This window comes from Nonomuraea cavernae (assembly GCF_014646355.1).
Lineage (GTDB): Bacteria > Actinomycetota > Actinomycetes > Streptosporangiales > Streptosporangiaceae > Nonomuraea > Nonomuraea cavernae.
The window spans coordinates 1-22,915 of sequence record NZ_BMNH01000003.1; the positions used below are offsets into that span (position 1 = coordinate 1).

General features: G+C 70.3%; 23 protein-coding genes and 1 rRNA gene. 16 read left to right on the forward strand and 8 right to left on the reverse strand.

Features of this window, described 5'->3' with window-relative positions; genetic code table 11:
* Positions 1 to 129 precede the first annotated feature (129 nt).
* Positions 130 to 246: ribosomal RNA gene (gene rrf / locus IEY82_RS06815) — 5S ribosomal RNA — on the forward strand.
* A 47-nt stretch (positions 247 to 293) separates the two neighbouring features.
* On the opposite strand, the gene IEY82_RS06820 is transcribed toward rrf, so the two are convergent.
* Positions 294 to 746, reverse strand: a complete 453-nt coding sequence (locus IEY82_RS06820; protein ID WP_225262356.1) for an Lrp/AsnC family transcriptional regulator — start codon at positions 744 to 746, stop codon at positions 294 to 296.
* Positions 747 to 869: 123 nt separating this feature from the next.
* Between IEY82_RS06820 and IEY82_RS06825 the strand changes: the two genes are divergently transcribed.
* From IEY82_RS06825 to IEY82_RS06840, 4 genes are all read left to right on the forward strand, one after another.
* Positions 870 to 1,757 carry a phenylalanine 4-monooxygenase gene (locus IEY82_RS06825; RefSeq protein WP_189123155.1) on the forward strand — a complete coding sequence of 296 codons (888 nt, stop codon included), beginning with the start codon at positions 870 to 872 and terminating at the stop codon, positions 1,755 to 1,757.
* A gap of 119 nt (positions 1,758 to 1,876) precedes the next feature.
* The gene (locus tag IEY82_RS06830) at positions 1,877 to 2,716 is read left to right on the forward strand and encodes a serine hydrolase (protein ID WP_225262357.1); all 840 of its coding nucleotides are present in this window, start codon (positions 1,877 to 1,879) and stop codon (positions 2,714 to 2,716) included.
* An 84-nt stretch (positions 2,717 to 2,800) separates the two neighbouring features.
* Entirely contained in the window at positions 2,801 to 3,274 is a 474-nt protein-coding gene (locus IEY82_RS06835) for a low molecular weight protein-tyrosine-phosphatase (protein WP_189123156.1), read from the forward strand.
* Complete coding sequence (locus IEY82_RS06840; protein ID WP_189123157.1) at positions 3,261 to 4,046, forward strand: fructosamine kinase family protein; 786 nt, start codon at positions 3,261 to 3,263, stop codon at positions 4,044 to 4,046. Before IEY82_RS06835 ends, IEY82_RS06840 begins: the two co-directional genes overlap by 14 nt.
* Before the next feature lie 46 nt (positions 4,047 to 4,092).
* On the opposite strand, the gene IEY82_RS06845 is transcribed toward IEY82_RS06840, so the two are convergent.
* On the reverse strand, positions 4,093 to 4,950 hold the full coding sequence (locus IEY82_RS06845; protein WP_189123158.1) for a TetR/AcrR family transcriptional regulator: 858 nt from the start codon (positions 4,948 to 4,950) through the stop codon (positions 4,093 to 4,095).
* A gap of 71 nt (positions 4,951 to 5,021) precedes the next feature.
* On the opposite strand from IEY82_RS06845, the gene IEY82_RS06850 reads away from it, so the two are divergent.
* Positions 5,022 to 6,776 (forward strand): right-handed parallel beta-helix repeat-containing protein, encoded by a 1,755-nt coding sequence (locus tag IEY82_RS06850; RefSeq protein WP_189123159.1) that lies wholly within the window; start codon positions 5,022 to 5,024, stop codon positions 6,774 to 6,776.
* Here the strand turns inward: IEY82_RS06850 and hisN are convergent.
* The 3 genes from hisN to aroA form a co-directional block, all read right to left on the reverse strand.
* A complete protein-coding gene (gene hisN, locus IEY82_RS06855) occupies positions 6,748 to 7,539 on the reverse strand; it encodes a histidinol-phosphatase (protein ID WP_189123574.1) in 792 nt (263 codons plus the stop codon). The genes IEY82_RS06850 and hisN overlap by 29 nt on opposite strands.
* A 139-nt stretch (positions 7,540 to 7,678) precedes the next feature.
* Entirely contained in the window at positions 7,679 to 8,716 is a 1,038-nt protein-coding gene (gene rsgA, locus IEY82_RS06860; protein WP_189123575.1) for a ribosome small subunit-dependent GTPase A, read from the reverse strand.
* A 121-nt stretch (positions 8,717 to 8,837) separates the two neighbouring features.
* Positions 8,838 to 10,151, reverse strand: a complete 1,314-nt coding sequence (aroA, locus tag IEY82_RS06865; RefSeq protein WP_189123160.1) for a 3-phosphoshikimate 1-carboxyvinyltransferase — start codon at positions 10,149 to 10,151, stop codon at positions 8,838 to 8,840.
* A gap of 175 nt (positions 10,152 to 10,326) precedes the next feature.
* Between aroA and IEY82_RS06870 the strand changes: the two genes are divergently transcribed.
* Entirely contained in the window at positions 10,327 to 11,109 is a 783-nt protein-coding gene (locus IEY82_RS06870; RefSeq protein ID WP_189123161.1) for an SOS response-associated peptidase, read from the forward strand.
* A gap of 156 nt (positions 11,110 to 11,265) precedes the next feature.
* A complete protein-coding gene (locus IEY82_RS06875; protein ID WP_189123162.1) occupies positions 11,266 to 11,598 on the forward strand; it encodes a TraR/DksA family transcriptional regulator in 333 nt (110 codons plus the stop codon).
* Here IEY82_RS06875 and IEY82_RS06880 read toward each other — a convergent pair.
* Positions 11,595 to 12,335 carry a class I SAM-dependent methyltransferase gene (locus IEY82_RS06880; protein WP_189123163.1) on the reverse strand — a complete coding sequence of 247 codons (741 nt, stop codon included), beginning with the start codon at positions 12,333 to 12,335 and terminating at the stop codon, positions 11,595 to 11,597. The genes IEY82_RS06875 and IEY82_RS06880 overlap by 4 nt on opposite strands.
* Positions 12,336 to 12,568: 233 nt before the next feature.
* Here IEY82_RS06880 and IEY82_RS06885 point away from each other — a divergent pair, with 233 nt between their 5' ends.
* The 7 genes from IEY82_RS06885 (at position 12,569) to IEY82_RS06915 (ending at position 19,016) form a co-directional block, all read left to right on the forward strand.
* A complete protein-coding gene (locus IEY82_RS06885; protein WP_189123164.1) occupies positions 12,569 to 13,174 on the forward strand; it encodes a sigma-70 family RNA polymerase sigma factor in 606 nt (201 codons plus the stop codon).
* Positions 13,171 to 13,437: a mycothiol system anti-sigma-R factor gene (gene rsrA, locus IEY82_RS06890; protein ID WP_189123165.1), complete on the forward strand. Its 267-nt coding sequence runs from the start codon at positions 13,171 to 13,173 to the stop codon at positions 13,435 to 13,437. The genes IEY82_RS06885 and rsrA overlap by 4 nt, the downstream gene beginning before the upstream one ends.
* Before the next feature lie 10 nt (positions 13,438 to 13,447).
* On the forward strand, positions 13,448 to 14,386 hold the full coding sequence (locus IEY82_RS06895) for an NAD-dependent epimerase/dehydratase family protein (RefSeq protein ID WP_189123166.1): 939 nt from the start codon (positions 13,448 to 13,450) through the stop codon (positions 14,384 to 14,386).
* Between the two features lie 235 nt (positions 14,387 to 14,621).
* On the forward strand, positions 14,622 to 15,977 hold the full coding sequence (locus tag IEY82_RS06900; protein WP_189123167.1) for an HD-GYP domain-containing protein: 1,356 nt from the start codon (positions 14,622 to 14,624) through the stop codon (positions 15,975 to 15,977).
* Positions 15,974 to 17,239, forward strand: coding sequence for an HD-GYP domain-containing protein (locus IEY82_RS06905; RefSeq protein WP_189123168.1), 1,266 nt, complete (start codon positions 15,974 to 15,976; stop codon positions 17,237 to 17,239). The genes IEY82_RS06900 and IEY82_RS06905 overlap by 4 nt, the downstream gene beginning before the upstream one ends.
* Positions 17,240 to 17,381: 142 nt before the next feature.
* Positions 17,382 to 18,749, forward strand: coding sequence for an acetyl-CoA carboxylase biotin carboxylase subunit (locus IEY82_RS06910; RefSeq protein WP_189123169.1), 1,368 nt, complete (start codon positions 17,382 to 17,384; stop codon positions 18,747 to 18,749).
* Between the two features lie 54 nt (positions 18,750 to 18,803).
* A complete protein-coding gene (locus IEY82_RS06915) occupies positions 18,804 to 19,016 on the forward strand; it encodes a biotin/lipoyl-binding carrier protein (protein WP_189123170.1) in 213 nt (70 codons plus the stop codon).
* Here the strand turns inward: IEY82_RS06915 and IEY82_RS06920 are convergent.
* Positions 19,006 to 19,386, reverse strand: a complete 381-nt coding sequence (locus IEY82_RS06920; RefSeq protein WP_189123171.1) for a thioesterase family protein — start codon at positions 19,384 to 19,386, stop codon at positions 19,006 to 19,008. The genes IEY82_RS06915 and IEY82_RS06920 overlap by 11 nt on opposite strands.
* A 296-nt stretch (positions 19,387 to 19,682) precedes the next feature.
* Here IEY82_RS06920 and IEY82_RS06925 point away from each other — a divergent pair, with 296 nt between their 5' ends.
* Positions 19,683 to 21,245: a protein kinase domain-containing protein gene (locus IEY82_RS06925; RefSeq protein WP_189123172.1), complete on the forward strand. Its 1,563-nt coding sequence runs from the start codon at positions 19,683 to 19,685 to the stop codon at positions 21,243 to 21,245.
* A gap of 5 nt (positions 21,246 to 21,250) precedes the next feature.
* Here IEY82_RS06925 and IEY82_RS06930 read toward each other — a convergent pair whose 3' ends face one another.
* Positions 21,251 to 22,897 (reverse strand): acetolactate synthase, encoded by a 1,647-nt coding sequence (locus IEY82_RS06930; protein WP_189123173.1) that lies wholly within the window; start codon positions 22,895 to 22,897, stop codon positions 21,251 to 21,253.
* Positions 22,898 to 22,915: the final 18 nt, after the last annotated feature.

Genomic DNA, 22,915 nt, shown 5'->3' on the forward strand with positions numbered 1-22,915 from the left:
GCTGCGTTCCGTTACTCTTCGCCGGGTCCGGAACAGCGCCGCGCGCGAAGTTCGCAGGTGTGTTGCTCGCGTCCACTAGGCAATTCTGAGACTGCAAACAGCGTGTGTTGTTTGTGTGTTTCATAGGGTTACGGCGGTTATGGCGGGAAGGAAACACCCGGTTACATTCCGAACCCGGAAGTTAAGCTTCCCAGCGCCGATGGTACTGCACTCGGGAGGGTGTGGGAGAGTAGGTCACCGCCGGACAATTGTTTGAGAAGGGCTCCACCGTTGGGTGGGGCCCTTCTCGCATTTCAGGGCGCCTGCAGGAGCGGTTCGATGCGATACGGGATCTGAGTGGACAGCGAGATCGTCGTGTCGGTCCGTTGTACGGCCGGCGATGCCAGGATGTGGGCGATGATGTCCTGCAGGTGATCGGTGCTCCGGGCGACCACGCGGCAGAACAGGTCGTGCTGACCGCTGGTCCCGTGCACCTCGAGGATCTGCGGCACGGCGTCCAGCGCCTGCACCGCCTCGACCAGCCGTCCCTGAGCGATCTGCAGCCAGACGAACGCCAGGATCGGGTAGCCGGCGTGCGCGGGCGAGACCGTGGGGCCGAAGTCCTCGATCACTCCCCGGGCGGTCAGCTTCTCGACGCGAGCCTGTACGGTGCCACGCGCGACGCCCAGCACCCGGGCGAGTTCGGTGAGACCTATCCGGGGATGCGCTCGCATGGTCACGAGCAACCGGGCGTCCAGCTGGTCCACGACTCCTCCTCGACTATGCGATTTGACCATAAAAGTCGATCAACTCCGTACTGAATCCAGCGTATCGCGCAGTAAAACTGGGCGCTCTTGCCAGGAATCTCCGGAGTTGCTGTTATCTAGGACATGTTCGAGGAAGCACAGTATTTCGCCCCGATCGCGGCGCAGGATGACGGCTCGGTCGTGGTCGAGCTGGCGTCGTCGCATCCAGGTTTCGCCGATCCGGTCTACCGGGCACGGCGCAACGCGATCGCCGGGCTGGCGGTGAACCATCGCAGGGGGACTCCGATCCCCGTCGCTACGTACACCGAGCAGGAGCACGAGATCTGGGCGCTGGTCACCAGGGAGCTGGCGATCAAGCACAGCCGGTATGCCACGGCCGAGTATCTCGCCGGCACCGCGAGGCTGGGGCTGCCGGAGGCACGGATCCCGCAGTTGGAGGAGGTCAGCCAGCTGCTGGAGCCGCTGACCGGGTTCCGCTATCTGCCGGCCGCCGGGCTGGTGCCGTTGCGGGAGTTCTACGGCGTCCTGGCCGACGGATACTTCCACTCGACTCAGTACATCCGCCATCATTCAGTGCCCTTCTACACCCCGGAGCCGGACGTCATCCACGAGGTCATCGGGCACGCCAACGCGCTGGCCAGTGACCGCTACGCGGCGCTCTACCGGCTGGCCGGGGCGGCCGCGCGCAGGGTGGAGAGTGCGGAGGCGCTGGAGTTCGTGTCCAAGGTGTTCTGGTTCACGCTGGAGTTCGGGGTGATGCGGGAAGGGACGGAGCTCAAGGCGTACGGGGCGGGGATTCTGTCCTCGTACGGAGAGATCGAGGAGTTCAGAGGCATGGACATCCGGCCTTTGGACATCCAGGCGATGGGCACCACTCACTACGACATCACGAAATATCAGGATGTGTTGTTCCAGGCCGACTCGCTCCAGCATCTGGAGGATGTCGTAGGCGGTTTCTGGGACACCTGTGACGACGACTCGATCGCGAGATTGCTCGCCGTACCCGCCTAGCGGGCCTTGCCCTTCGTCGTGATAATTCATGAGTGATCGCAGGGAAGGCGATATGTCGGCTTCTGGCGCTCGCCCTTCTGCTGTCCATAGCGGCCTGGCCGCTGGCCGGGCGGGCGCCCGTGGCACAGTCTCGGGCGCCCGTCCAGGCGAGGGCCCCGGCAAGGCTCCAGGAGCACGGCAGGGAGATGGTCAAGGAGGCGCGGGCCGCGCAGAACCCGCCTGTCTCCGCCAGGAAGATCGCCAAGCGCCTCGACGGTTTCCTGTCCGGCCGGCCGCTCCGGGTCAGCGCCACGGTGAAGGATCTCTCCACCGGCCGGATCTTCCGCTATCACCGCGATGAGCTTCTGATCACCGCCAGCTCCGCCAAGGTCCTGATCCTGATGGCCCTCCTCCTCAGAACCTCGTGGCGCGAACTCTCCTCCGCTATCAGGCGCGACGCCGAGCTCATGATCCGTCACAGCGACAACCACGCCGCCGACCGCCTCTGGCTCCGCATCGGCGCCGCTTCCGGCTTCACCAAGGCAGGCAGGAAGTACGGCCTGCGCCACACGCGGGGAGTCGACGGCAGGTGCGTCGACCTCTACTGCTGGGGCATCACCCGCACCTCCGCCGACGACCAGATCCGCCTGATGCGGGCGCTGGTGTCGGACGACAGCCCGCTTCCGGCCAAGGAACGCGCCCAGGTTCTGCGGCTGATGGGCGACGTCGTCGACGGCCAGGACTGGGGGGTGAGCGCCGCCGCCTGCGCGGGTGACGACGTCGCGCTGAAGAACGGCTGGCTGAAGCGCGTGTCGACCAAGCGCTGGGCCGTCGTCACCGTCGGGCTGATCCAGGGACGGGGCCACGACTACGCCGTCGCCGTGCTCAGCGAGGGCAGCACCGACGTCGACCAGGGCATCGCGACCGTTGAGGGGGTCATCACACGGATCATGAAGTCGTTCCGGCACTGCTCGACGTGACCTCGGGGCCGCCCGGGCCGGCCGGTCGACGATCGGGGTGGGTGGGGGCGCCGGCGGCACCCGCTGGCCCTCATGATGGAAGGTATGACCTATCGCGTATGCCTCGTGTGCATGGGCAACATCTGCCGCTCGCCGATGGCCGAGGCGGTGTTGCGCCACACGCTGACCGAGCAAGGGCTGGCCAAGCGGGTGATGGTCGACAGCGCGGGCACCGGGGGATGGCACGCGGGTGATCCGATGGACGAGCGGGCGCTGCGGACCCTGACCGACCATGGCTACGACGGCTCCGCTCACCGGGCGCGGCAGTTCACCGAGGACTGGTTCGATCGCTATGACCTGGTGCTGGCCATGGATCGGGACAACTTGGCGTTTTTGCGGAGGATGGCTCCGCTCGGCAGCGAAGTGCGGCTCTTCCGGTCGTTCGACCCCAACGCGCCGGAGGGCGCCGAGGTCCCCGATCCCTACTACGGCGGGACCGAGGGCTTCGAGGAGGTGCTTGAGCTGGTCCGGGCCGCGTCCGAGGGCATCGTCAAGCACATCGCCGATGAGATCGACTGAGGACCTCGGCTCGTCGCACGGCTGGCGGCTGAGCCGGGGCGTGACGGAGGACGGGCGTGAGGTGTTCGCCAAGACCGGGGGCGCGTCCGAGCTGTTCGCCTCCGAGGCCGCAGGGCTGCGCTGGCTGGGCGAGGCGATCGCCGTGCCGGAGGTGATCGACGTGGCAGGCGACCGGCTCGTGCTGTCGTGGGTGGAGGCCGAGCGTCCCACGCCGGAGGCCGCCGAGCGGTTCGGCCGCGACCTCGCCCGGTTGCACCGCGCGGGGGCGCCCGCCTTCGGCGCGCCCTGGCCCGGCTTCATCGCCGAGCTGCCGATGGACAACACGCCCGCGGACGACTGGCCGGAGTTCTACGCGGCCCAGCGAGTTCTCCCCTTCGTACGCCAGGCGCGACTGTCCTCGGGTGATGTACGGCTGATCGAGCAGGCCGTGGACCGGTTCGGAGAGGTCGCCGGGCCGCCGGAGCCTCCCGCTCGCATCCACGGCGACCTGTGGAGCGGCAACGTGCTCTGGTCGGCCGGCTCGGGGGTGCTGATCGACCCCGCGGCGCACGGCGGTCACCGGGAGACGGATCTGGCCATGCTGGCGCTGTTCGGCGTGGCGTACCAGGATCGGGTCTTCGGCGCCTATCGGGAGGAGAGTCCCCTCGCCGATGGCTGGCGGGGCCGGGTCCCGCTGCACCAGCTTCATCCGCTGCTCGTCCACGTGGTCCTGTACGGGGAGGCGTACCGGAGTGGGCTGATGGCGGCGGTCGAGCGGGTGCTGGCGTTGTAGCCGAGCGCGTTCTGAACCCAGGTGTGGGCACGGCCGGATGGTGTGGTCAGGCGGGGCCGCGTTGCCGGTAGGCGCGTTGGCGGCAGGCGTGTGAGCAGTATTTACGGGGGCGTCCGGAGGCCGGGGCCTCTACCGGCCTGCCGCAGATCATGCAGGTTTCGTCACGCATTTCGTCACGCCTCTGAATGAGCAACTCGATGCCGTCGAGGATCCGTGCCAGGCCGAACTCGAAGGAGTCCTCGGGGTGGTCGTAGCCGCCGGCCTCCCAGAGGTAGGTGAGCGTCGGGTAGCGATCGAGGCGTTCGAAGAGTGAGTCGCGAGAGCCCCACCACTCCTCCTCGCTGACGCCGCTCTCGCGCTCCTGCCGGGCGGTCTCGACCAGCAGCAGGGCCTCGGCGTCGAGGAAGCGGCCGACCAGCCCCACGGCGGCGATCACCTCGGCGGGGGTCAGACCGGTGTGCCGGACCGCGCTCAGCATGTGTTCGTAGTGCGCGACGCCGTTCGGGCCGGGCAGATGCCGGCTGCCGCGCACCTCCGCCAGCCAGGGGTGCCGCCTGCGCAGCTCCCACGACTCCCGCGCGTAGGCCTCCAGCGTCGCCCGCCACACACCCGGGCCGGGTGCGGCTGCCGCCGGAGGCGACAGGGGGTGCTCGGCCATGACGGCGTCCCGCATGAGGTCGACGAGCTGGTCACGGCCTGGGACGTGGCGGTAGAGCGACATGGTGGTGAAGCCGAGCCGATCGGCGACCTTGCGCATCGACAACCCGGCCAGGCCCTCGGCGTCGGCCACGTCGACGGCGGCGCGCACGATCCGCGCCAGGCTCAGACCCGGCCTCGGCTCCGTGCCGGCGCCTCGCCACAGCAGCTCGACGCCGTGGTCGGGGTCTTCGGCTCTGCCTCTCATGGACACTCCCTGTGTGTTTATGCTGTGCTACTACGTGTACGCCATAAACAGCAAAGGTGCAGGGGGCTTTCGTGTTCCATTTCCATGTTTCGCCTTCCGGTGACGACGCGTGGCCGGGCACGCAGGAGCGTCCGTTCGCGAGTCTCGGCCGGGCCCGGTCGGCGGCGCGCGAGGTGGCCGGCGAGGTCGTCGTGCACCTGGGCGGCGGCACGTACCCGCTGACGGCCCCGCTGGAGTTCGCCGCGGCCGACTCCGGCCGGACCAGCTTCCAGGCACGCGGGTACGGTACTCCCGAGCAGGAGGAGGTCGTGCTCAGCGGCGGCCGCGAGATCACCGGTTGGCGGGAGGACGGCGGCGTCTGGGTGGCCGACGTCGGCCCACTGGACACGCGCCAGCTCTACGTCGACGGGCGCCGGGCCGAGCGGGCCGCCATCGACGGCCTGCCCGGCACGGCCACCATGACCGAGACCGGTTACGTCACCGACAGCGCCGCTCCGAGAGACTGGCGCAGCCCCGGCGACGTCGAGTTCGTCCACCGCGGCGTCTACCCGTGGACCGAGGCGCGCTGCGGGGTGGCCGCCGTGTCCGGCGACGACCGGGAGACCGTGATCACCATGGCCCAGCCCGCCTTCGGCTGGGCCGCCGACCTCTACAACTCCACCTGGGAGGGGCAGACGTCGCGTGGCCCCGGCCTGCCCACCCGCGTGGAGAACGACGCGAGCTTCCTCACCGAGCCCGGCACGTTCGTCCTGGACCGTTCGCGCCCCGGCCGCCACGTCCTGCGCTACCTGCCCCTGCCCGGACAGCGTCCGGAGCGGACGCGGGTGGTCGCTCCGGTGCTGGAGACGCTGGTGCGTGCCACCGGCACGCGCGGCGTCTCCTTCAGGGGGCTGGTCTTCGCCGACGCCACCTGGCTGCGGCCGAGCCGTCCGGAAGGGTTCCTGCACTACCACGGGAGTGGCTACCACGACGGCGGTGCGATCGACGTGGTGACGTTGGGGGAGGGTGCCTCGGTGACGATTCCCCTCGAAGCGGTCACGATCCCCGCCTGCGTCGTCTTCGACGGCACGTCCGGCGTGGAGATCGAGGGTTGCCGGTTCGTCCGGCTGGGCGCGACGGCACTCGGTCTGTCGGGCGGCGGCGACGCCGTCGTGCGCGGGTGCGACTTCGAGACCCTGTCCGCCTCCGCCATCGCGGTCACCGGCAGCCACGGCGTGCTCGTCGAGGACAACCGGATCCACCGGGCCGGGCTCGACTACTCCGGCTCGCCCGGCATCGCCCTGCTGAGCACGCGCGACGTGACGGTCGCGCACAACCAGATCACCGACGTGCCGCACTGCGGGATCACGGCCGGGCCGGGCGCGGGCACCCGCGTGCTGCGCAACGTCGTCTCGGGCAGCATGAGCGTGCTGGCCGACGGGGGAGGCGTCTACCTGTCGGGAATCCAGGGCGACTCGTACGAGAACGGCGCCGTCGTCGAGGGCAACGTGATCAAGGACACGCGTACGCCCTACAACTTCGCCCTCTACACCGACTACGGCGCCGCCTGGGTCACAGTCGAGTCGAACGTCGTCGCAGGCGCCGACAACACGGCCGTCCTGCAGGTCAGCCCGCCGCTGGAGAACGTCGTCTACCTGGGCAACTTCTGGGACGCCGATCCGTTGGGCCACGACGCCCCGCCGCCCGGCGTCACCTACGAGGACAACATGACGATCGCCGACGAGCGCGAGCTGGACGCCGTCACGGCCGCCATCCAGGCGCGGGCCGGGCTGCTGACCCGGCGGGGCGGGGCCGTCGCTAGCGAGCGGTGCCGTTCAGGCGGCTGAGCACCTCGTCGTGCAGGAGGCCGTTGGTGCAGACCAGGCTGCCACCTTCGAGGCTCGGCACCCCGGCGACGTCGGTCCAGACGCCGCCGGCCTCCTCCACGATCACCGTGAGCGCCGCCATGTCCCACGGCGACAGCTCCGGCTCCGCCGACACGTCCACCGAGCCCTCGGCGACCATCATGTGCGACCAGAAGTCGCCATAGGCCCTGGTGCGCCAGCAGGCGCGGCTCAGGTCGAGGAAGTGGTCGAGTTTGCCGGTCTTCTCCCAGCCGCCGAAGCTGGAGTAGGAGAACGACGCGTCGCCCAGCTCGCCGACCGACGACACGCGCATCCGGGTCGCCTTGGTCAGGCTCTTGCCGGTCCACGCGCCGCCCCCGGTGGCCGCCCACCAGCGTCGCCCGAGAGCCGGGGCCGACACCAGGCCGACGACGACCTTGCCGTGCTCCATCAGCGCGATCAGCGTCGCCCACACGGGCACGCCGCGCACGTAGTTCTTGGTGCCGTCGATCGGGTCGATGATCCATGACCTGGCACCCCAGCCGGTGCGGCCGAACTCCTCGCCGACGACCGCGTCACGCGGCCGGGCCCGCCGGAGGGTGCCGCGGATCGCCTCCTCGGCCGCGCGATCGGCGTCGCTGACCGGGGTCAGATCGGGCTTGGTCTCGACCTTGAGGTCGACCGCCTTGAACCGTCGCAAGGTCAGGTCATCGGCGGCGTCCGCCATGACATGCGCGAGGCGTAGATCATCGGAGTAACCCTGCACGGTCAGCCACGCTACCGTGCCGGGTGTGCCGGGCATCAGTGTGGCATCACCCCTTTTCTGGTGAGCCGCCCCAGCCGCGCGGCGCGAGTGTGTCCGGACGGCCCTGAGATGGCCCTCGCCGGGCCGGAATGTTCAGAGATCAGGAATCGTCGGGGCTGCCGTCGCGGCTGGACAGCAGGCGGCGCAGCGACTCGAGGCGGACCCGGTCGGCGTGACCGGCCGCCACCCAGGCGTCGAGGGCGCAGCCGTCGCCCAGATGGGTGCAGCCCTTCGGGCAGTCGACCGTGCCTTCGACCAGGTCGGGGAAGCCGGCCAGCACGGTCTCGACCGAGACGTGGGCCAGACCGAAGCTGCGCACGCCGGGTGTGTCGATGATCCAGCCGCCCTCCGGCAGCTCCAGCGCCACCGCCGAGGTGGAGGTGTGCCGGCCGCGGCCCGTCACCGCGTTGACCTGGGACACGGCCCGGTTGGCGTCGGGGACGAGGACGTTGACCAAGGTGGACTTGCCCACGCCCGAGTGGCCGACCAGCACGCTGATGCGCCCCTGAAGGTGCTCCCGGAGCTCGTCGAGCGAGCCGCCCTTGTGCACGGTCACGTGGGAGACCCCGAGCGGTTCGTACAGGGCCACCAGGTCGTCGGCCTGGGCCAGGTCGGACTTCGTGAGGCAGAGCAGCGCGTCGATCTCGGCGTCGAACGCGGCCACCAGGATGCGGTCGATCATGCGTGGCCGGGGTGGCGGGTCGGCCAGCGCGGTGACGATGACGAGCTGGTCGGCGTTGGCCACGACCGGGCGCTCGATGCCGTCGGTGTCGTCGGTGTCGTCGGCCGAGCGGCGCAGCATGGAGGTGCGCGGCTCCACCCGTACGACCCTGGCCAGGGTGTCGGGCTCACCGGACACGTCACCCACGAGGGCCACCCGGTCGCCGACCACGATGCCCTTGCGGCCCAGCTCGCGCGCCTTCATCGCGACGACCAGCCGCCGCTGCGGCTGCCTGCGCTTCTGCGCCGACCCCTTCGGCCGCTCCGGCTCGACCAGCGTGGTGTAGCGGCCGCGGTCGACGGCCACCACGAACCCCTGGACGGCGTCCTCGTGCGCAGGACGGATGCGGGTCCGGGGCCGTGATCCCTTGCTTGGCCTGACCCTTACGTCGTCCTCGTCATACTCCCGCTTTCTCAGCGGCCTACTCCCATGCGATCGCTTGCCTCACTCGTGGGGCCGGACATGCCCGTGCCCTCCGACCCCACACGTACCCGTCTCACCGGCCCCCGCACCGCCGGCCCCCGCACCGCCGGCCGTCTCATCGAGCCTCCAGCATGGCCGTCCACATCTGGACGAACTCCGGCAGCGTCTTGGCCGTGGTCGCGATGTCGGGCACCTCGACGCCGGGGACCCTCAGGCCGATGACCGCGCCGGCCGTGGCCATGCGGTGGTCGTCGTAGCTGTGGAAGACGCCGCTGTGCAGGGGACGCGGGCGGATGATCAGCCCGTCGCCGGTCTCCTCGGCGTCGCCGCCCAGCCGGTTGATCTCGGTGACCAGCGCGGCGAGGCGGTCGGTCTCGTGGCCGCGCAGGTGGCCCACGCCGCGGATGCGGCTGGGCGAATCAGCGAGGGCGGCCAGCGCGGCGATGGTCGGAGTCAGCTCACCCACCTCGCGCAGGTCGGCGTCGATCCCGTGAACCGGGCCCGTGCCGGTGACCGTGAGCGGGCCGGAACCCGTGGACCGCCCGGCGGCAGGCTCGGAGCCGTCGGACAGGTGGACCGTGGCGCCCATGCGGGCCAGCAGGTCGCGCAGGGTGTCGCCGGGCTGGGTGGTCTGGTGCGGCCAGCCGGGGATCGTGACGGTGCCGCCGGTGACCATGGCCGCGGCTAGGAACGGCGCGGCGTTGGACAGGTCGGGCTCGACGGTCAGGTCCATGGCCGCGATGGGGCCGGGCTCGACGCGCCACACGTCGCGGTCGCCGTCGTCGACCGTCACGCCGGCCGCCCTGAGCATCTGGACGGTCATCTCGATGTGCGGCTGGGACGGCACCGGCGGCCCCACGTGGCGGATCGTGACGCCCTTGGCGAAGCGCGGAGCGGTCAACAGCAGGCCGGAGACGAACTGGGACGAGCCCGAGGCGTCGATCGTGACCTCGCCCCCCGTGAGCGGGCCGCGGATGGTGAACGGCAGGGCGTCGTTGTCGATGTGGGCGCCCAGGGTGCGCAGCGCGTCGAGGATGGGGCCCATCGGGCGCTTGCGGGCGTGGGGGTCGCCGTCGAACGACACCGGCCCGTCGGCCAGCGCGGCCACCGGAGGGACGAACCGCATGACCGTGCCCGCCAGGCCCGCGTCGATGCTCGCGCCGCCTCGGACAGGGCCGGGGGTCACCCGCCAGTCGACGGCCGCGGCCGTCTCGGACGTGGCCTCCAGCGTCGCGCCCAAGGCGCGCAGGGCCGCCACCATCAGGTCGGCGTCGCGGCTGCGCAGCGCCTGGCGCACGGTGCCGGGGCCGTCGGCCAGCGCGGCGAGCACCAGGGCGCGGTTGGTCACCGACTTGGAGCCGGGCAGACGGACGGACGCGACGACGGGAGCGCTCGCGGTCGGCGCGGGCCAGTGCGGTGCTGAAGCCATGGTCAAAGCCTACTGGCAGCCGGTACGCCCGGCCCCAGCCTGTGGACGAGCACCCCGTCGGCCTCACGACCTGTGGAAAACTCGCGACCTGTGGGAACCCAACGGCCCGCGGAAAACGGCATCGGCCGGTTGTGGCGGGCACGCGGGCGAAAGCCGTACGTGGCAGTGTGGGGTCATGTGCGGTAGATACGCCTCGGCGCGCAAGAAGCACGATCTGCTGGAGGAGTTCCAGGTCGAGCTCGACGGCGACCCCGACAAGGAGCTGGGTCCCGACTACAACGTCGCGCCGACCAAGAACGTCTACGCCGTCCTCAGCCGCGTGCCCAAGGAGGCCGAGCGGGCGGTGCGGCAGCTGCGGATCGTGAAGTGGGGCCTCGTCCCGGCCTGGGCGAAGGACCCGTCGATCGGGTCACGCATGATCAACGCCAGGATCGAGACGGTGGCCGAGAAGCCGGCCTACCGGCAGGCGTTCGCCAAGCGCAGGTGCCTCCTGCCCGCCGACGGCTACTTCGAGTGGATGCCGGTGGCCGCGGAGGGTTCGGGCAAGCAGGGGAAGAACTCGGGCAAGCAGGGGAAGAAGAAGCAGCCGTACTTCATCCATCCCGCCGACGGCGGGGTGCTCGCGATGGCGGGCCTGTACGAGTTCTGGAAGGACCCGTCGCGTGCCGACGACGACCCGCTGAAGTGGCTGGTGACCTGCACCGTCATCACCACCGACGCCGAGGACGACCTGGGGCGCATCCACGACCGGATGCCGATGATGATCGAGCGCGAGCGCTGGGCCGAGTGGCTCGACCCCAAGCTGACCGACACCGAGGAGGCCTCGGAGCTGCTGGTGCCGGCCGATCCCGGGCGGCTGACCGCCGTCCCGGTCTCCACGGACGTCAACAACGTCCGCAACAACGGGCCGGAGCTCATCAAACCCATTGCTTCCGAGGAGGGAAGCGGCCTTTTCTGAAGGTTAAAAGCTGTGCCAAGTGGGCATCCGGTGAGGAAAGCGGTGCATCCGTGCACTCGGAGTCACCGCGCATGAACATTGCCCTCTCTCGCGCCGGGCGGTGCCACCGGGGAGTTCCGTCGCGGTTCGCATTCCTTTACCCGGAGGTGCGGAGTCGTGGATGACACGTCCGCTCGTGAACGGCTGGAGAAGATGCTCGCCGACCTGGACCGGTCGATCGGGGTGCTGCAGGGCGACCCCGCCGCGGTCCGCGAGTATTCCGCGGCCGACGCGGGTTCAGACCTGACCGACGCCGACCGCGCCCAGGCCATGCTGACCGTCGCCACCACGCAGCGGCGCGCGGTGGTCGACGCCCTCAAACGGCTCGACGAGGGCTCCTACGGCAGCTGCGTGGACTGTGGCAAGCCGGTGCCGGAAGGCAGGCTCGAAGCACGTCCCGAGGCCGCGCGGTGCGTGCAGTGCCAGGGCAGGCGCGAACGCCGGCGTTAGGACTTGCGCGCGCTCGCGACGAGATGGATGCCGACCGTGTCGTCGTCGTCGGGGTGCGCCTCGAGCTCGGTGCGCACCAGCCAGGTGAGCGCTCTGCTGTCGGAGCTGAGCACGTGATCGACCGTCGAGGGTGACAGCACCGTGCGCGGGCGTACCCACTCGACCTCGAGCCCCGCGCCCATCAGCAGCTCGCGCAGCTGGCCGCTGCTGAAGCAGCGGGTGATGCCGCCGTCGGGCCAGGGCACCAGCATGACCTCGCCCGTCTGCCGGAGGTGCTGCCACTGGCCCTGCTCGGCCAGGATCGCCATGCCCAGCACCAGCGAGTCGACGCAGACGAGGGTACGGCCGCCCGGTCGCAGCACGCGCGCCACGTCGCTCATCACCGACTCGGACATCAGCTCGATCGACATCGCGCGTTCCTCGGCGACCACCGCGTCGACGCTCTCGTCGGGCAGGAACGACAGGTCGTCGGCGCGTACGTGGCGCACCCGGCCGGCCTCGCGCAACCGCGCCTGGGCGTCGGCCGTGCGCCGGAAGTCGAGCAACTCGATCACCCGGTGCCCGGCCCGGGCGGCCTGGCCGGACCACCGCCCGCGTCCACCGGACAGGTCGAGCACCACGGAGGGCTCGCCGGGTAGCCAGCGGCTCAACTGCTCGGCGGCGACCGCGCGGTAGAAGTTCCAGTACGGTCCGAGCGTCCCTGAGCCGTTCAGTTCCTCGGCCGGAATGGGCAGCACACGCGACTCCTGGGTTCCGGGAAATGGCTACCAGCCGGTACGTATGGTTTTCCCCGCACCGGGTCGTTCGTCACCTTCTATCTTGCGGGAACAGACAATGGCGCGGGCGTGTTGCGACGAGCATGCTCACATTGCTCGATCCCCTCCCCAATGACCGGCCGGTCACTGACAAGCGGGTATTCTCCCCTGAATACGGTGTACCGCCACAGTCGGCCACCGGTGATCTTAGGGGGGTGGGCCCGGTGCCCGCGACAGGCGCGGAGACTCTGGAACAGCGGAGTGAGCGGTTCGAGCGCGAAGCCATGCCTTTCCTCGAGCAGCTCTACTCGGCCGCGCTCCGGATGACCCGGAATCCAGCGGACGCGGAGGACCTGCTGCAGGAGACCTTCGCCAAGGCGTTCGCGTCGTTCCACCAGTTCCAGGAAGGCACCAACCTCAAGGCCTGGCTCTACCGGATCCTGACCAACACCTTCATCAACAGCTACCGCAAGAAGCAGCGCGAGCCCAAGCAGTCGGGCACCGAGGAGATCGAGGACTGGCAGCTGGCGCGGGCCGAGTCGCACACGTCGAGCGGCCTGAAGTCGGCCGAGGTCGAGGCGCTGGAACATCTCCCCGACGGTGACATCAAGGAGGCGCTGGCGGCGCTTCCCGAGGACTTCCGGATCGCGGTCTACCTGGCCGACGTCGAGGGGTTCCCGTACAAAGAGATCGCCGACATCATGGGCACTCCGATCGGCACCGTGATGTCAAGGCTGCACCGTGGACGAAGGCAGTTGCGGGCACACCTTGAGGACTATGCTCGCGAGCGTGGCCTGGTCCCGACGGAGGGATCCAAATGAGTTGTGGCAAGCCGCACGACACCGACTGTCGCGAAGTGCTGGACAAGGTCTACGCCTACATCGACGGCGAGCTCGCCGAGGGCGACGTGAGCGACATCCGTGTGCATCTCGACGAGTGCGACCCCTGCCTGAAGGAACACGACCTCGACAAAGTGGTCAAGCAGTTGGTGGCCAAGCACTGCGGGTGCGACCCCGTGCCGGGCGATCTGCGTTCCAAGGTGCTGGCCCGCATCGCGCAGGTGAGGGCCGAGCTCTCCGACTAGGATCTCCCCCATGCGCGTCCTTGTCACCGGTGGTGCCGGGTTCATCGGGTCCAATCTCGTCGACCGCCTGCTGGCCGAAGGCCATGAGGTGGTGGCAGTCGACGACCTCTCGTCCGGCGCCCAGGGCAACCTCGCCACGGCGCTGACCCATGACCGGTTCCGGCTCGAGGTGCTCGACGTCCTCGACCCGGCGATGATCCGGCTCACCGCCGAGGTGCGGCCCGAGGTCATCTGCCATCTCGCCGCGCAGATCAGCGTCCGCAAGAGCGTCGCGGACCCGGTGCACGACGCCCGCGTCAACGTCGAGGGCACCGCGTCGGTGCTCACCGCGGCCCATGAGGGCGGCACGCGCAAGGTGGTCTTCGCCTCGTCGGTCGCGGTCTACGGCCGGCCGGCCACGATCCCGGTGCCGGGCGACGCGCCCACCGACCCCCGCTCGCCCTACGCCGCCTCCAAGCTGAGCGGCGAGACCTACCTCGCGACGTTCCGCGCGCTGCACGGCATCGAATACACCACGCTCGTGCTCTCCAACGTGTACGGCCCCCGCCAGTCGCCCGACGGCGAGGCCGGGGTCGTGGCCATCTTCACCGACGGCCTGCTCGGCGGCACCCCCACGGTCCTCTACGGCGACGGCACCCAGACGCGCGACTACGTCTACGTCGACGACGTGGTCGACGGCTTCGTCAAGGCGTGCGGCACGGTGGGCGACGGCCGCAGGTTCAACCTCGGCACCGGCATCCAGACGCCCGACCGCAGGCTGCACTCGCTGATCGCCGACGCGGCCGGCGCCCTCGACAAGCCGGGTTTCGCCCAGCCCCGGCCGGGCGACCTGCCCGCCATGGCCGTCGATCCGGTGCCCGCCTACGAGGGGCTCGGCTGGGAGCCGCGCACCGATCTGTCCACCGGGCTGAAGAACACCGTCGAGTGGGCCAGGAGTCGCCGCAGGTAGTGGGTTGATTACGCTTTGCTTGCGATTCGTGACTCCGCCGGTGTGACAAGGCCGTCTTCTGTAGCGTGACCTCCAGGACTCGACCCGGAGGCAAGCGGATGTCAAAGATCATGATCGCGCGGCTGTTCACGTTCATGGTGCTGGTCGTCCCCGTCGTGCTGGTGCTGGCCGGGGGCGGCGAGACGGTCTTCCCACCAGGGGTGTCGTGGACCTGAGCCAGCCGTAGGGGGCCGCAATGCGTGATCTGCCGTGGCCTGCGAGGGTCTATCTGGTCGTCGTCATCGGCACGGCCACGGCCCTCCTCTGGCACAGCCTGTTCGGTTCGGCACGTCCGGTGACCACGGCCGAGCTGGGCACCCTGCTGGTGCTCGCTCTGCTGTTCCTGGTCTGCGAGTCGATGCCGACGCTGCTCAACGTGGAGCAGTTCGCGGTGTCGGTCAGCTTCTCGGCCGCGCTGGCCGCCGTGGTGCTGATCGGTCCCGAGGGCGCGGCGGTGGTGGGGTTCACGGCGACTCTGAGCGTGCGGCCGGGCCTGCCGCTGATCAAGCGGCTCTTCAACGGGGCGCAGTTCGCGATCTGCGGTTACGCGGCCGGGCTGGTCTACGCGGGGCTGGGCGGCGAGTCGGGGGTGCCCAAGGTCAACGCCTTCGAGGATCTGATCGGCCCCTACGTCGCGGCGACCACCGTGTTCGTGCCGCTCAACATCGTGCTCACGCTCACCATGATCCGCCTCGCGACCAGCGAGGGGCGGGTCGAGGTGCCGATGCGTGGCATGGTGCAGTTCCTGCTCTCCTACCTCGGCTACGGCACGTTCGGGCTGCTGGTGGCGGGGCTCTGGGCGACCGTCCAGTCGATCTCCGCCGTGCTGGTGCTGCTGCCGCTGTTCGTGGCGCGCTGGGCGTTCGGTCAATACCACGCCCAGCAGCGCTCGTACGACGCCACGATCGCCGCGCTGTGCCAGGCGGTGGAGACGAAGGACTACTACACCAGGGGCCACTGCACCCGGGTGTCGGCGGCCTCGACCATGATCGCGCAGGAGATCGGCATGGGCCTGGAGCGGCTGCGCGCCATCGGCTACGCGGGCATGCTGCACGACGTGGGCAAGCTCGGCGTGCCGACCAAGGTGCTGCAGAAGGACGGGCCGCTCACCGAGGAGGAGTTCGCCGCGATCCAGCTGCACCCGATGCGCGGCCTGGAGATCGTGCGCGGCATCGACTTCCTCGACGAGGCCTACGCCGGGATCATGCACCACCACGAGCGCCACGACGGCACGGGCTACCCGATGGGCCTGGCCGGTGACGAGATCCCCGAGTTCGCCAAGGTGATCGCGGTGGCCGACGCGTTCGACTCGATGACCTCCGACCGCTCCTACCGGGGCGCGCGGCCCGTCGAGGTGGCCGTCGAGGAGCTGCACAAGTGCGCGGGCACCCACTTCGACCCGGTCATGGTGACGGCCTTCGTCCGGGCGCTCGAACGCCGGCCGTGGCAGCCGCCCCGCCGGGTCGACCTGCCGCCTCCCGAGGCCGACGACAAGCCCACCAAGGACCACGACGACCCGACCATGCCGATCGAAGTGGTGAGCGGGCCGTGACCCGCGCCTTCCAGGGGCTCGACTCGGGGCAACTGCTGCTGATCTGCGCCGCCGGGCTGGTGGCCGTGGCGGGCGTCGCGCACACGGCCGCCGTCGGGCTGGACCATCCCGAGATCGCGATCGGGTTCGGCGCGCTGATCGCGGTCGGCGAGCTGGCCAGGCTGACCATGCCGGGCAACAGGGAGGTCGCGCCCATCGGGGCCGCGGCCGCCCTCGGCTACACGCTGCTGCTCGACCTCAGCCAGGAGCGGCTGCAACACCCGGCGCTCCAGGTGGTGGCCGTGATCGCGGTCGGGATGATCGCGGGCGCGCTGCCCCATCTGGCCGTCGGCCGCCCGCCGCGTCTCGACGCGATGGCCCGCAGGCTGCTGACCGGGGCGCTGCTCGCGTTCGCCTTCCGGCCGCTGGCCGATCCGCTCTACCTGCACACCCAGCCGCCGGACGAGAACTGGTGGCCGGCGCTCGCCGTGATGATCGTCCTGATCGCGCTCTCGCTCTTCGTCGACGTGCTGATCGCGGCCATGCTGAGGGCCGAGCAGGTGCGCACCGCCTTCAGGGTGGCGTTCCGCGACGAGATCAACATGGCGTTCCCGCTCGGCGCCGCCGTGGGCGCGTCGGGGGTGCTGCTCGCGCTCGCCACGCACAGCATGGACCTGGTGGCACTCCTGGTCTTCGCCGCCCCGCTGCTGGTCACGCAGGTGGCCTTCCGCAAGTACGCCGGCATCCGCGCGACCTACCTGCAGACCGTACGCGCGCTGTCGCGCGTCACCGAGGTCGGCGGCTATGTCGAGCCGGGCCACTCACGCAGGGTGAGCCGCCTGGCGGTGGCGGTCGGCAGGGAGCTGGGCATGGCCGAGCCGGAGCTCCTGGAGCTCGAGTACGCGGCGCTGATGCACGACATCGGCCAGTTGTCGCTGCGCGACCCCATCCCCGGGGGGGCCACCGTGCTCACGGATCCCGACCAGGCCCGGCGCATCGCCGAGCTGGGCGCCGCGGTGATCAAGCAGACGGGGGTCCTCGACCGGGTGGCCGATCTGGTCCGGCGGCAGTGCGATCCGGTCGCCGCCGACCCGCCGCTGTCGAGCCGTATCATCAAGGTCGCCAACGCCTACGACGACCTCGTCGGCGGCTCGACCGACCGTGACCGGGCGGGCGCCGCGCTCGAGCGGCTGCGGCTCGCGGCGGGCACGGCCTACGACCCCGCGGCGATCGAGGCGCTGGCCCGCGTGGCCGACCGGTACGCCGCGGCTCATCGCCCCTGACGTAGGGCGAATCCGCTAGAAGCGGAGGCCGCTACCGCGTTTCTCGCGGCTCACAATTGTGGGATTCCTACAGATCGCGCTCTCCGGATCGGTGGTTTAGGAGGAAAGGGGGGAGACCCCTCGCGGCCGTAGTGTTGGCGGCGTGCCTATTGAGACGCTCGGACCCGTCCTGATCGCCAACCGAGGTGAGATCGCACGGCGGATCATCCGTACGGTCAAGCAGATGGGGCTGCGCGCCATCGCCGTCCATTCCGAGGCCGACACCGGCCTGCCCTTCGTCCGCGAAGCCGACGAGGCGGTGCTCCTCGGTCCGGCCGACCCGGCGCAGAGCTACCTCGACGCCGGCAAGGTGCTCGAGGCCGCCCGCGCCACCGGGGCGAAGTCGATCCACCCGGGCTACGGGTTCCTCGCCGAGAACGCCGCGTTCGCCCGGGCGGTGATCGATGCCGGGCTGGTGTGGATCGGCCCGGCACCCGAGGCCATCGCCCGGATGGGCGACAAGATCAACGCCCGCAACCTGATGGAGGACGCGGGGGTGCCGGTGGCCGCCGGCACCCGCGAGCCCGTCACCGATCTCGAGCTGGCGGTCAAGGCCGCCTACGAGATCGGGTTCCCGGTCATGGTCAAGACCGCGGGTGGCGGTGGCGGCATCGGGATGAGCGTCGCCCATGACGAGGCCGGCCTGGTCAAGGCGTACGAGCAGGCGTCGAGGGCGGCGGCCAGGTTCGCGGGGGCGGCGACCGGCGACGGGCCGGTCGGCCCGGCGATCCTGCTGGAGCGCTTCATCGAGCGGGCCCGTCACGTCGAGGTGCAGATCCTCGGCCTTCCGGACGGCCGGGTCGTGGCGCTCGGTGAGCGCGACTGCTCCGTGCAGCGCCGCCACCAGAAGGTGGTCGAGGAGTCGCCGTCGCCCGGCATCACGCCGGAGCTGCGCGCGAGCATGCTGGCCGCGGCGGTGCGGGCCGGTGAGACGGTCGGCTACCTGGGCGCGGGCACCGTGGAGTGCCTGGTCGACACCGACCGGCAGGACTTCGTGTTCCTTGAGATGAACACCCGGCTTCAGGTGGAGCACCCGGTCACCGAGCTCGTCACCGGGCTCGACCTGGTCGCGCTGCAGCTTTGGGTCGCGGCCGGGGAGAGCCCCGACGTGCGGCCCGCCACGAGCGGCCACGCCATCGAGTTCCGCGTCTATGCCGAGGATCCCAAGCGTTTCTTCCCCGGCCCCGGCAAGATCACCGCCTGGCGGGAGCCCGCCGGTGAGGGGGTCCGTGTTGACTCCGGCTACGCCGAGGGCGATATGGTCACGCCGTTCTACGATCCGCTCATGGCCAAGCTCTGCGTCCATGCGGCCACCAGGGCCGAGGCGCTGGACAGGGCGCGGAGGGCGGTCGAGGAGTTCGTCGTCGAGGGGCCTAAGAACAATCTGCCCTTCTGCGCCGAGCTGCTGGACCACCCGGAGTTCGGCTCGGGCGACTATGACACCGGCTTGGTCGGGCGGATGCGCACGTAGCGACATGGCATTGTTGATTCACTGAACATCAGTTCACGGAAGAGGGGAGTCGCGGTGGCTGAGGTGCGAGCCGAGATGGTGGCCAATGTCTGGAAGGTTGTCGTCCAGGAGGGGGACACCGTCTCCGACGGTGACACGCTGGTCATCCTTGAGTCGATGAAGATGGAGATCCCGGTCCTCACGGAGGACGACGGGGTGGTCGCTCAGCTCAAGGTGAAAGAGGGCGACGTGATCCAGGAAGGCGATCTCATCGCCGTCATCGAGTAGCGCGTTCGATGAAGGCGGCCCGGTCGACGACGACGCGCTCGATCGTGCCGCGGCCGACGACCCGGCGCCGGTCACGGGCTTCGAAGGTGAAGACCAGCCGCTTGCCGTCGCTCTCGGTGAGCTCGGTGGTGAACTCGACGTGCGTGCCGATGGGGCTCGGGGCCAGGTGCTGGAGCTCCGCCCGGTTGCCGACCGAGGTCTCGCCGGGGGCCAGGTGCGGGCGCAGGGCCTGGACCGTGGCCATCTCGGCGATCGCCAGCAGCCGCGGAGTGGCGAGCACCGGCACGTCGCCGCTGCCGACCTCGCGAGCCGTGTCCTCACTCTTGACCACGATGAGCAGCTGGGAGCGGAGACCCGGAGCGAGATTCATGTGGCCAGCCTACTGTGATCATTGTGAGCGCTGACGGGAGGCAGGGTCCGTGGGGTGCGGGGTGTGACGTGGGAAGGGTGAGCCCTGATCTTCCGGAAACGGGGACAAGTGTCGGCAGAAGGCCGCAGGATAGAGTTTGTACGGCTTGTGGCATTTGAGTGGCATGTGAGACGGGTGGGGTCGTACACTCTCGGAGTTCCGTGATCTCTGCGTGACCTTGCCGCGACACAAGTCCGCTTTCTTGAGATTCTTGAGGTTCTCAGGGGTTGGAGAGGTAGGGGGGTAACGGGGGAGTCATGGTGGCCCAAGGGACGACGCTGGCGGGGCGGTATCGCCTGGATACCCGCATCGGCGCCGGCGGCATGGGTGAGGTGTGGAGAGGCGAGGACATCGTCCTGGCCCGCACCGTCGCCGTCAAAGTGCTGCTCCCGGGCCGCATGGATGATCCCGGTTTCGTGGCGCGCTTCCAGGCTGAGGCGCGGGCGATGGCGACGATCAACCATCCGGGTGTGGTGGACGTCTACGACTACGGGGTGAGCGGCGACACCGTCTACCTGGTGATGAAGTTCGTCGACGGTGAGCCGCTCGACAGGCTCCTGGCCCGCCTGGGCAGGATCCCTCCGCAGCCCGCGATGGAGCTGATCGCGCAGGCGGCCTCGGCGCTGCAGGCGGTCCACGATCGGGGGATCGTGCACCGCGACGTGAAGCCGGGCAACCTGTTAGTCCAGCGTGACGGCACGCTGGTGCTGACCGACTTCGGCATCGCCCGTTCCGACCTGGCCAACAAGCTCACCGACGCGGGCATGGTGCTCGGCACCGCCGCCTACTGCGCGCCGGAGCAGGCCGAGGGCGCGCCGGTGACACCCGCCGTCGACATCTACGCGCTCGGCGTGGTCGCGTACGAATGCCTCGTGGGCCAGCGGCCGTTCGACGGTGACAGCGCGGTCACGATCGCGCTCAAGCACATCCGCGAGGCGCCGCCACCCCTGCCGGCCGAGGTGCCGCCGCCGGTGCGCGCGCTGGTCGAGTGCGCGCTGTCGAAGGACCCGGCACGGCGCTACCCGACGGCCAAGACGATGAGCGAGGTGGCTCGCCAGATCGCCGCAGGCGAGGTGCCCGCCGCGTTGCCGCCGTCCACCGGAGCCACGATGGCGCCGCCGATGGCGGCCTACCAGACCGGTGCTCACCAGACCCCCTCCGACCACGCCACGGTGGCCGGGCCCAGGCAGGGCGGCAGGCGTGCGGCCAAGGGCTCCCGCAGGGGCGGGCTGGTCGCCGGGATCGCCGCCGCGGTGGTGCTCGGCCTGGGCGCGGGCGCGGTGGCCCTGACGGGCATGCCCGCGGGTGAGGAGCCGGCTCCGACGATGACCACGTCCGACGTCGGCGCGACCGGGAAGATCAAGACGCCCACCACGTCGCGGACCAAGCACACTCCCACGATCAAGCCGTCCAAGCAGGTGCCCACCATCCGGCAGGAGCCCGAGCCCGGCCCCGAACAGACCCAGGAGCCGACCCGTACTCCAACCCCCACGCGCACGCCCACGCCGTCCACCGACGCGTCGCCGTCCCCGTCACCGAGTCCCAAGCCGGTCGTGAAGAGGGAGGTGCCGCGCGTGGTGGAGATGCCCTACCCCGAGGCGCAGAGGCTCATCAGCGCCGCCGGCTTCAAGATCCAGATCGACGACCAGACGCGGGGCGAGGTGCCTCTCGAGTGCCTCAAGGTCGGGCAGTCGTTCCCCAACGGGGGGACGAAGCTGGACATCAAGCAGAAGGTCAAGCTGGTCCTCATCCCCGCTGGGGCGTGCCCCTCGGCCACCCCCACCCCGACCGTCACCCAGACGGCCGGGAAGCAGCAGTAGCCTCGTCAGACGCCCGTGGTGGTGCGGGGGTAGGCGATCTGCGGGTCGGTGGCGATGTTGACCAGGTAGGGGATCCCGGAGTCGAACGCGCGGCGGAGCGCCGGCCCGATCTCCGACGGCTTGGTGACCAGCTCGCCACCGCCGCCGAGCGCCGTCACCACCTGGTCGTAGCGGCACTGCGGCTGCAGGTCGGCGGCCACGTCGTAGCCGTACAACATCTGCATCGGGTGCTTCTCCAGCCCCCAGATGCCGTTGTTGCCGCAGATCATGACGACGGGAAGTCGGTGGCGCACCAGCGTGTCGACGTCCATCAGCGAGAATCCCGCCGCGCCGTCGCCCAGCAGCAGCACCACCTGTGACGACGGCCTGGCCAGGCGGGCCGCGATCGAGTAGCCGAGGCCGGTGCCAAGGCAGCCGTAGGGGCCCGGGTCGAGCCAGTTGCCCGGTTGCCTGGGCTCGACGTACTTGCCCGCGTAGGAGACGAAGTCGCCGCCGTCGCCGATGACCACGGCGTCCTCGGCGAGCACCTTGCCCAGCTCGCCGTAGATGCGCATCGGGTGGATCGGGTCGCTGTCGGAGGCCAGCAGCTCGGCGTCGCCGGCGATGGCGGCGGCGGCCGTCTCGGCCAGCCTGCTCACCCAGTCGGCGTACCGCGCCGGCTTCACGCCGGCCTCACCGCAGGCGGTGCCGAGGCTCCAGAGCACCACGGACAGGTCGCCGGCGGCGGAGGCGACCGGCTGCATGTGCGTGGCCAGCTGCGACGGCGCGTCGGCCAGGTGCACCACCTTGGCCAGCGGGGCGCCCTCCTTGCCGCCGAACCAGCCGTAGCCGAGGCGGAAGTCGAGCGGGGTGCCCACCACGATGACCAGGTCGGCCTGGGCGAAGGCGACGCCGCGGGCGCGGGTGACGAGCAGCTCATGGCCGGCGGGCAGGATACCGCGGCCCTGGCCGTTGGGGATGACCGGCAGCCGAAGGCTCTCCGCGAAGTCGCGGGCGGCCTCCTCGGCGCGGTCCATCCACACGTCGGAGCCGTAGACGAGCACCGGCCGCTCGGCCTCGGCGATCAGCCGGGCGATGTCGCGCAGCGCGTCGGTGTCGGGCTCCAGGGGCGACGGCGACTGCGTCTGGACCTCGTGTACGGCCGACGGGGCGAACAGGTGGTCCATGTAGAAGTCGAGGAAGACCGGACCCCGATGCGGCGCCACGGCCGTGCGGAAGGCCGACTCGACGTCCTGGCTGATCGACTCGGCGCCGCTGGAGGTGAACGCCAGCTTGGTGATCGGGGCGAGCAGCGGCGGGTGGTCCATCTCCTGCAGGGCGCCGCTGCCCCAGCGGGACTGCGGCGCGCGGCCGCCCATGACCACCACCGGGGAGCCGTTGAAGTGGGCCGTCGCGACACCGCTGACCCCGTTGGTGATGCCGGGCCCGGCGGTCAGGACGGCCAGACCGGGTTTCCTGGTCAGCCGGGCCGTGGCCTCGGCGGCGAACACCGCGCTCTGCTCGTGGCGTACGTCGAGGATGCGCATCTCCTCGTGCACGGCCCCGTCGTAGAGCGGGAAGACGTGACCTCCGGAAAGGGTGAACATGGTTTCGACGCCATAGGCCTTGGACACGGCGACGGCGGCGTCACCGGCGTGCTTCGCAGACTCCATGCGGGGAACCTACCAACC

Bases quoted from the DNA above. Each gene is read 5' to 3' on its own strand.
- IEY82_RS06825 (WP_189123155.1), top strand. From the start codon at position 870: ATGTTCGAGGAAGCACAGTATTTCGCCCCGATCGCGGCGCAGGATGAC.
- IEY82_RS06835 (WP_189123156.1), top strand. From the start codon at position 2,801: ATGACCTATCGCGTATGCCTCGTGTGCATGGGCAACATCTGCCGCTCG.
- IEY82_RS06840 (WP_189123157.1), top strand. From the start codon at position 3,261: ATGAGATCGACTGAGGACCTCGGCTCGTCGCACGGCTGGCGGCTGAGC.
- IEY82_RS06845 (WP_189123158.1), bottom strand. From the start codon at position 4,950: ATGAGAGGCAGAGCCGAAGACCCCGACCACGGCGTCGAGCTGCTGTGG.
- aroA (WP_189123160.1), bottom strand. From the start codon at position 10,151: ATGGCTTCAGCACCGCACTGGCCCGCGCCGACCGCGAGCGCTCCCGTC.
- IEY82_RS06870 (WP_189123161.1), top strand. From the start codon at position 10,327: ATGTGCGGTAGATACGCCTCGGCGCGCAAGAAGCACGATCTGCTGGAG.
- rsrA (WP_189123165.1), top strand. From the start codon at position 13,171: ATGAGTTGTGGCAAGCCGCACGACACCGACTGTCGCGAAGTGCTGGAC.
- IEY82_RS06895 (WP_189123166.1), top strand. From the start codon at position 13,448: ATGCGCGTCCTTGTCACCGGTGGTGCCGGGTTCATCGGGTCCAATCTC.
- IEY82_RS06900 (WP_189123167.1), top strand. From the start codon at position 14,622: ATGCGTGATCTGCCGTGGCCTGCGAGGGTCTATCTGGTCGTCGTCATC.
- IEY82_RS06920 (WP_189123171.1), bottom strand. From the start codon at position 19,386: ATGAATCTCGCTCCGGGTCTCCGCTCCCAGCTGCTCATCGTGGTCAAG.
- IEY82_RS06925 (WP_189123172.1), top strand. From the start codon at position 19,683: ATGGTGGCCCAAGGGACGACGCTGGCGGGGCGGTATCGCCTGGATACC.
- IEY82_RS06930 (WP_189123173.1), bottom strand. From the start codon at position 22,897: ATGGAGTCTGCGAAGCACGCCGGTGACGCCGCCGTCGCCGTGTCCAAG.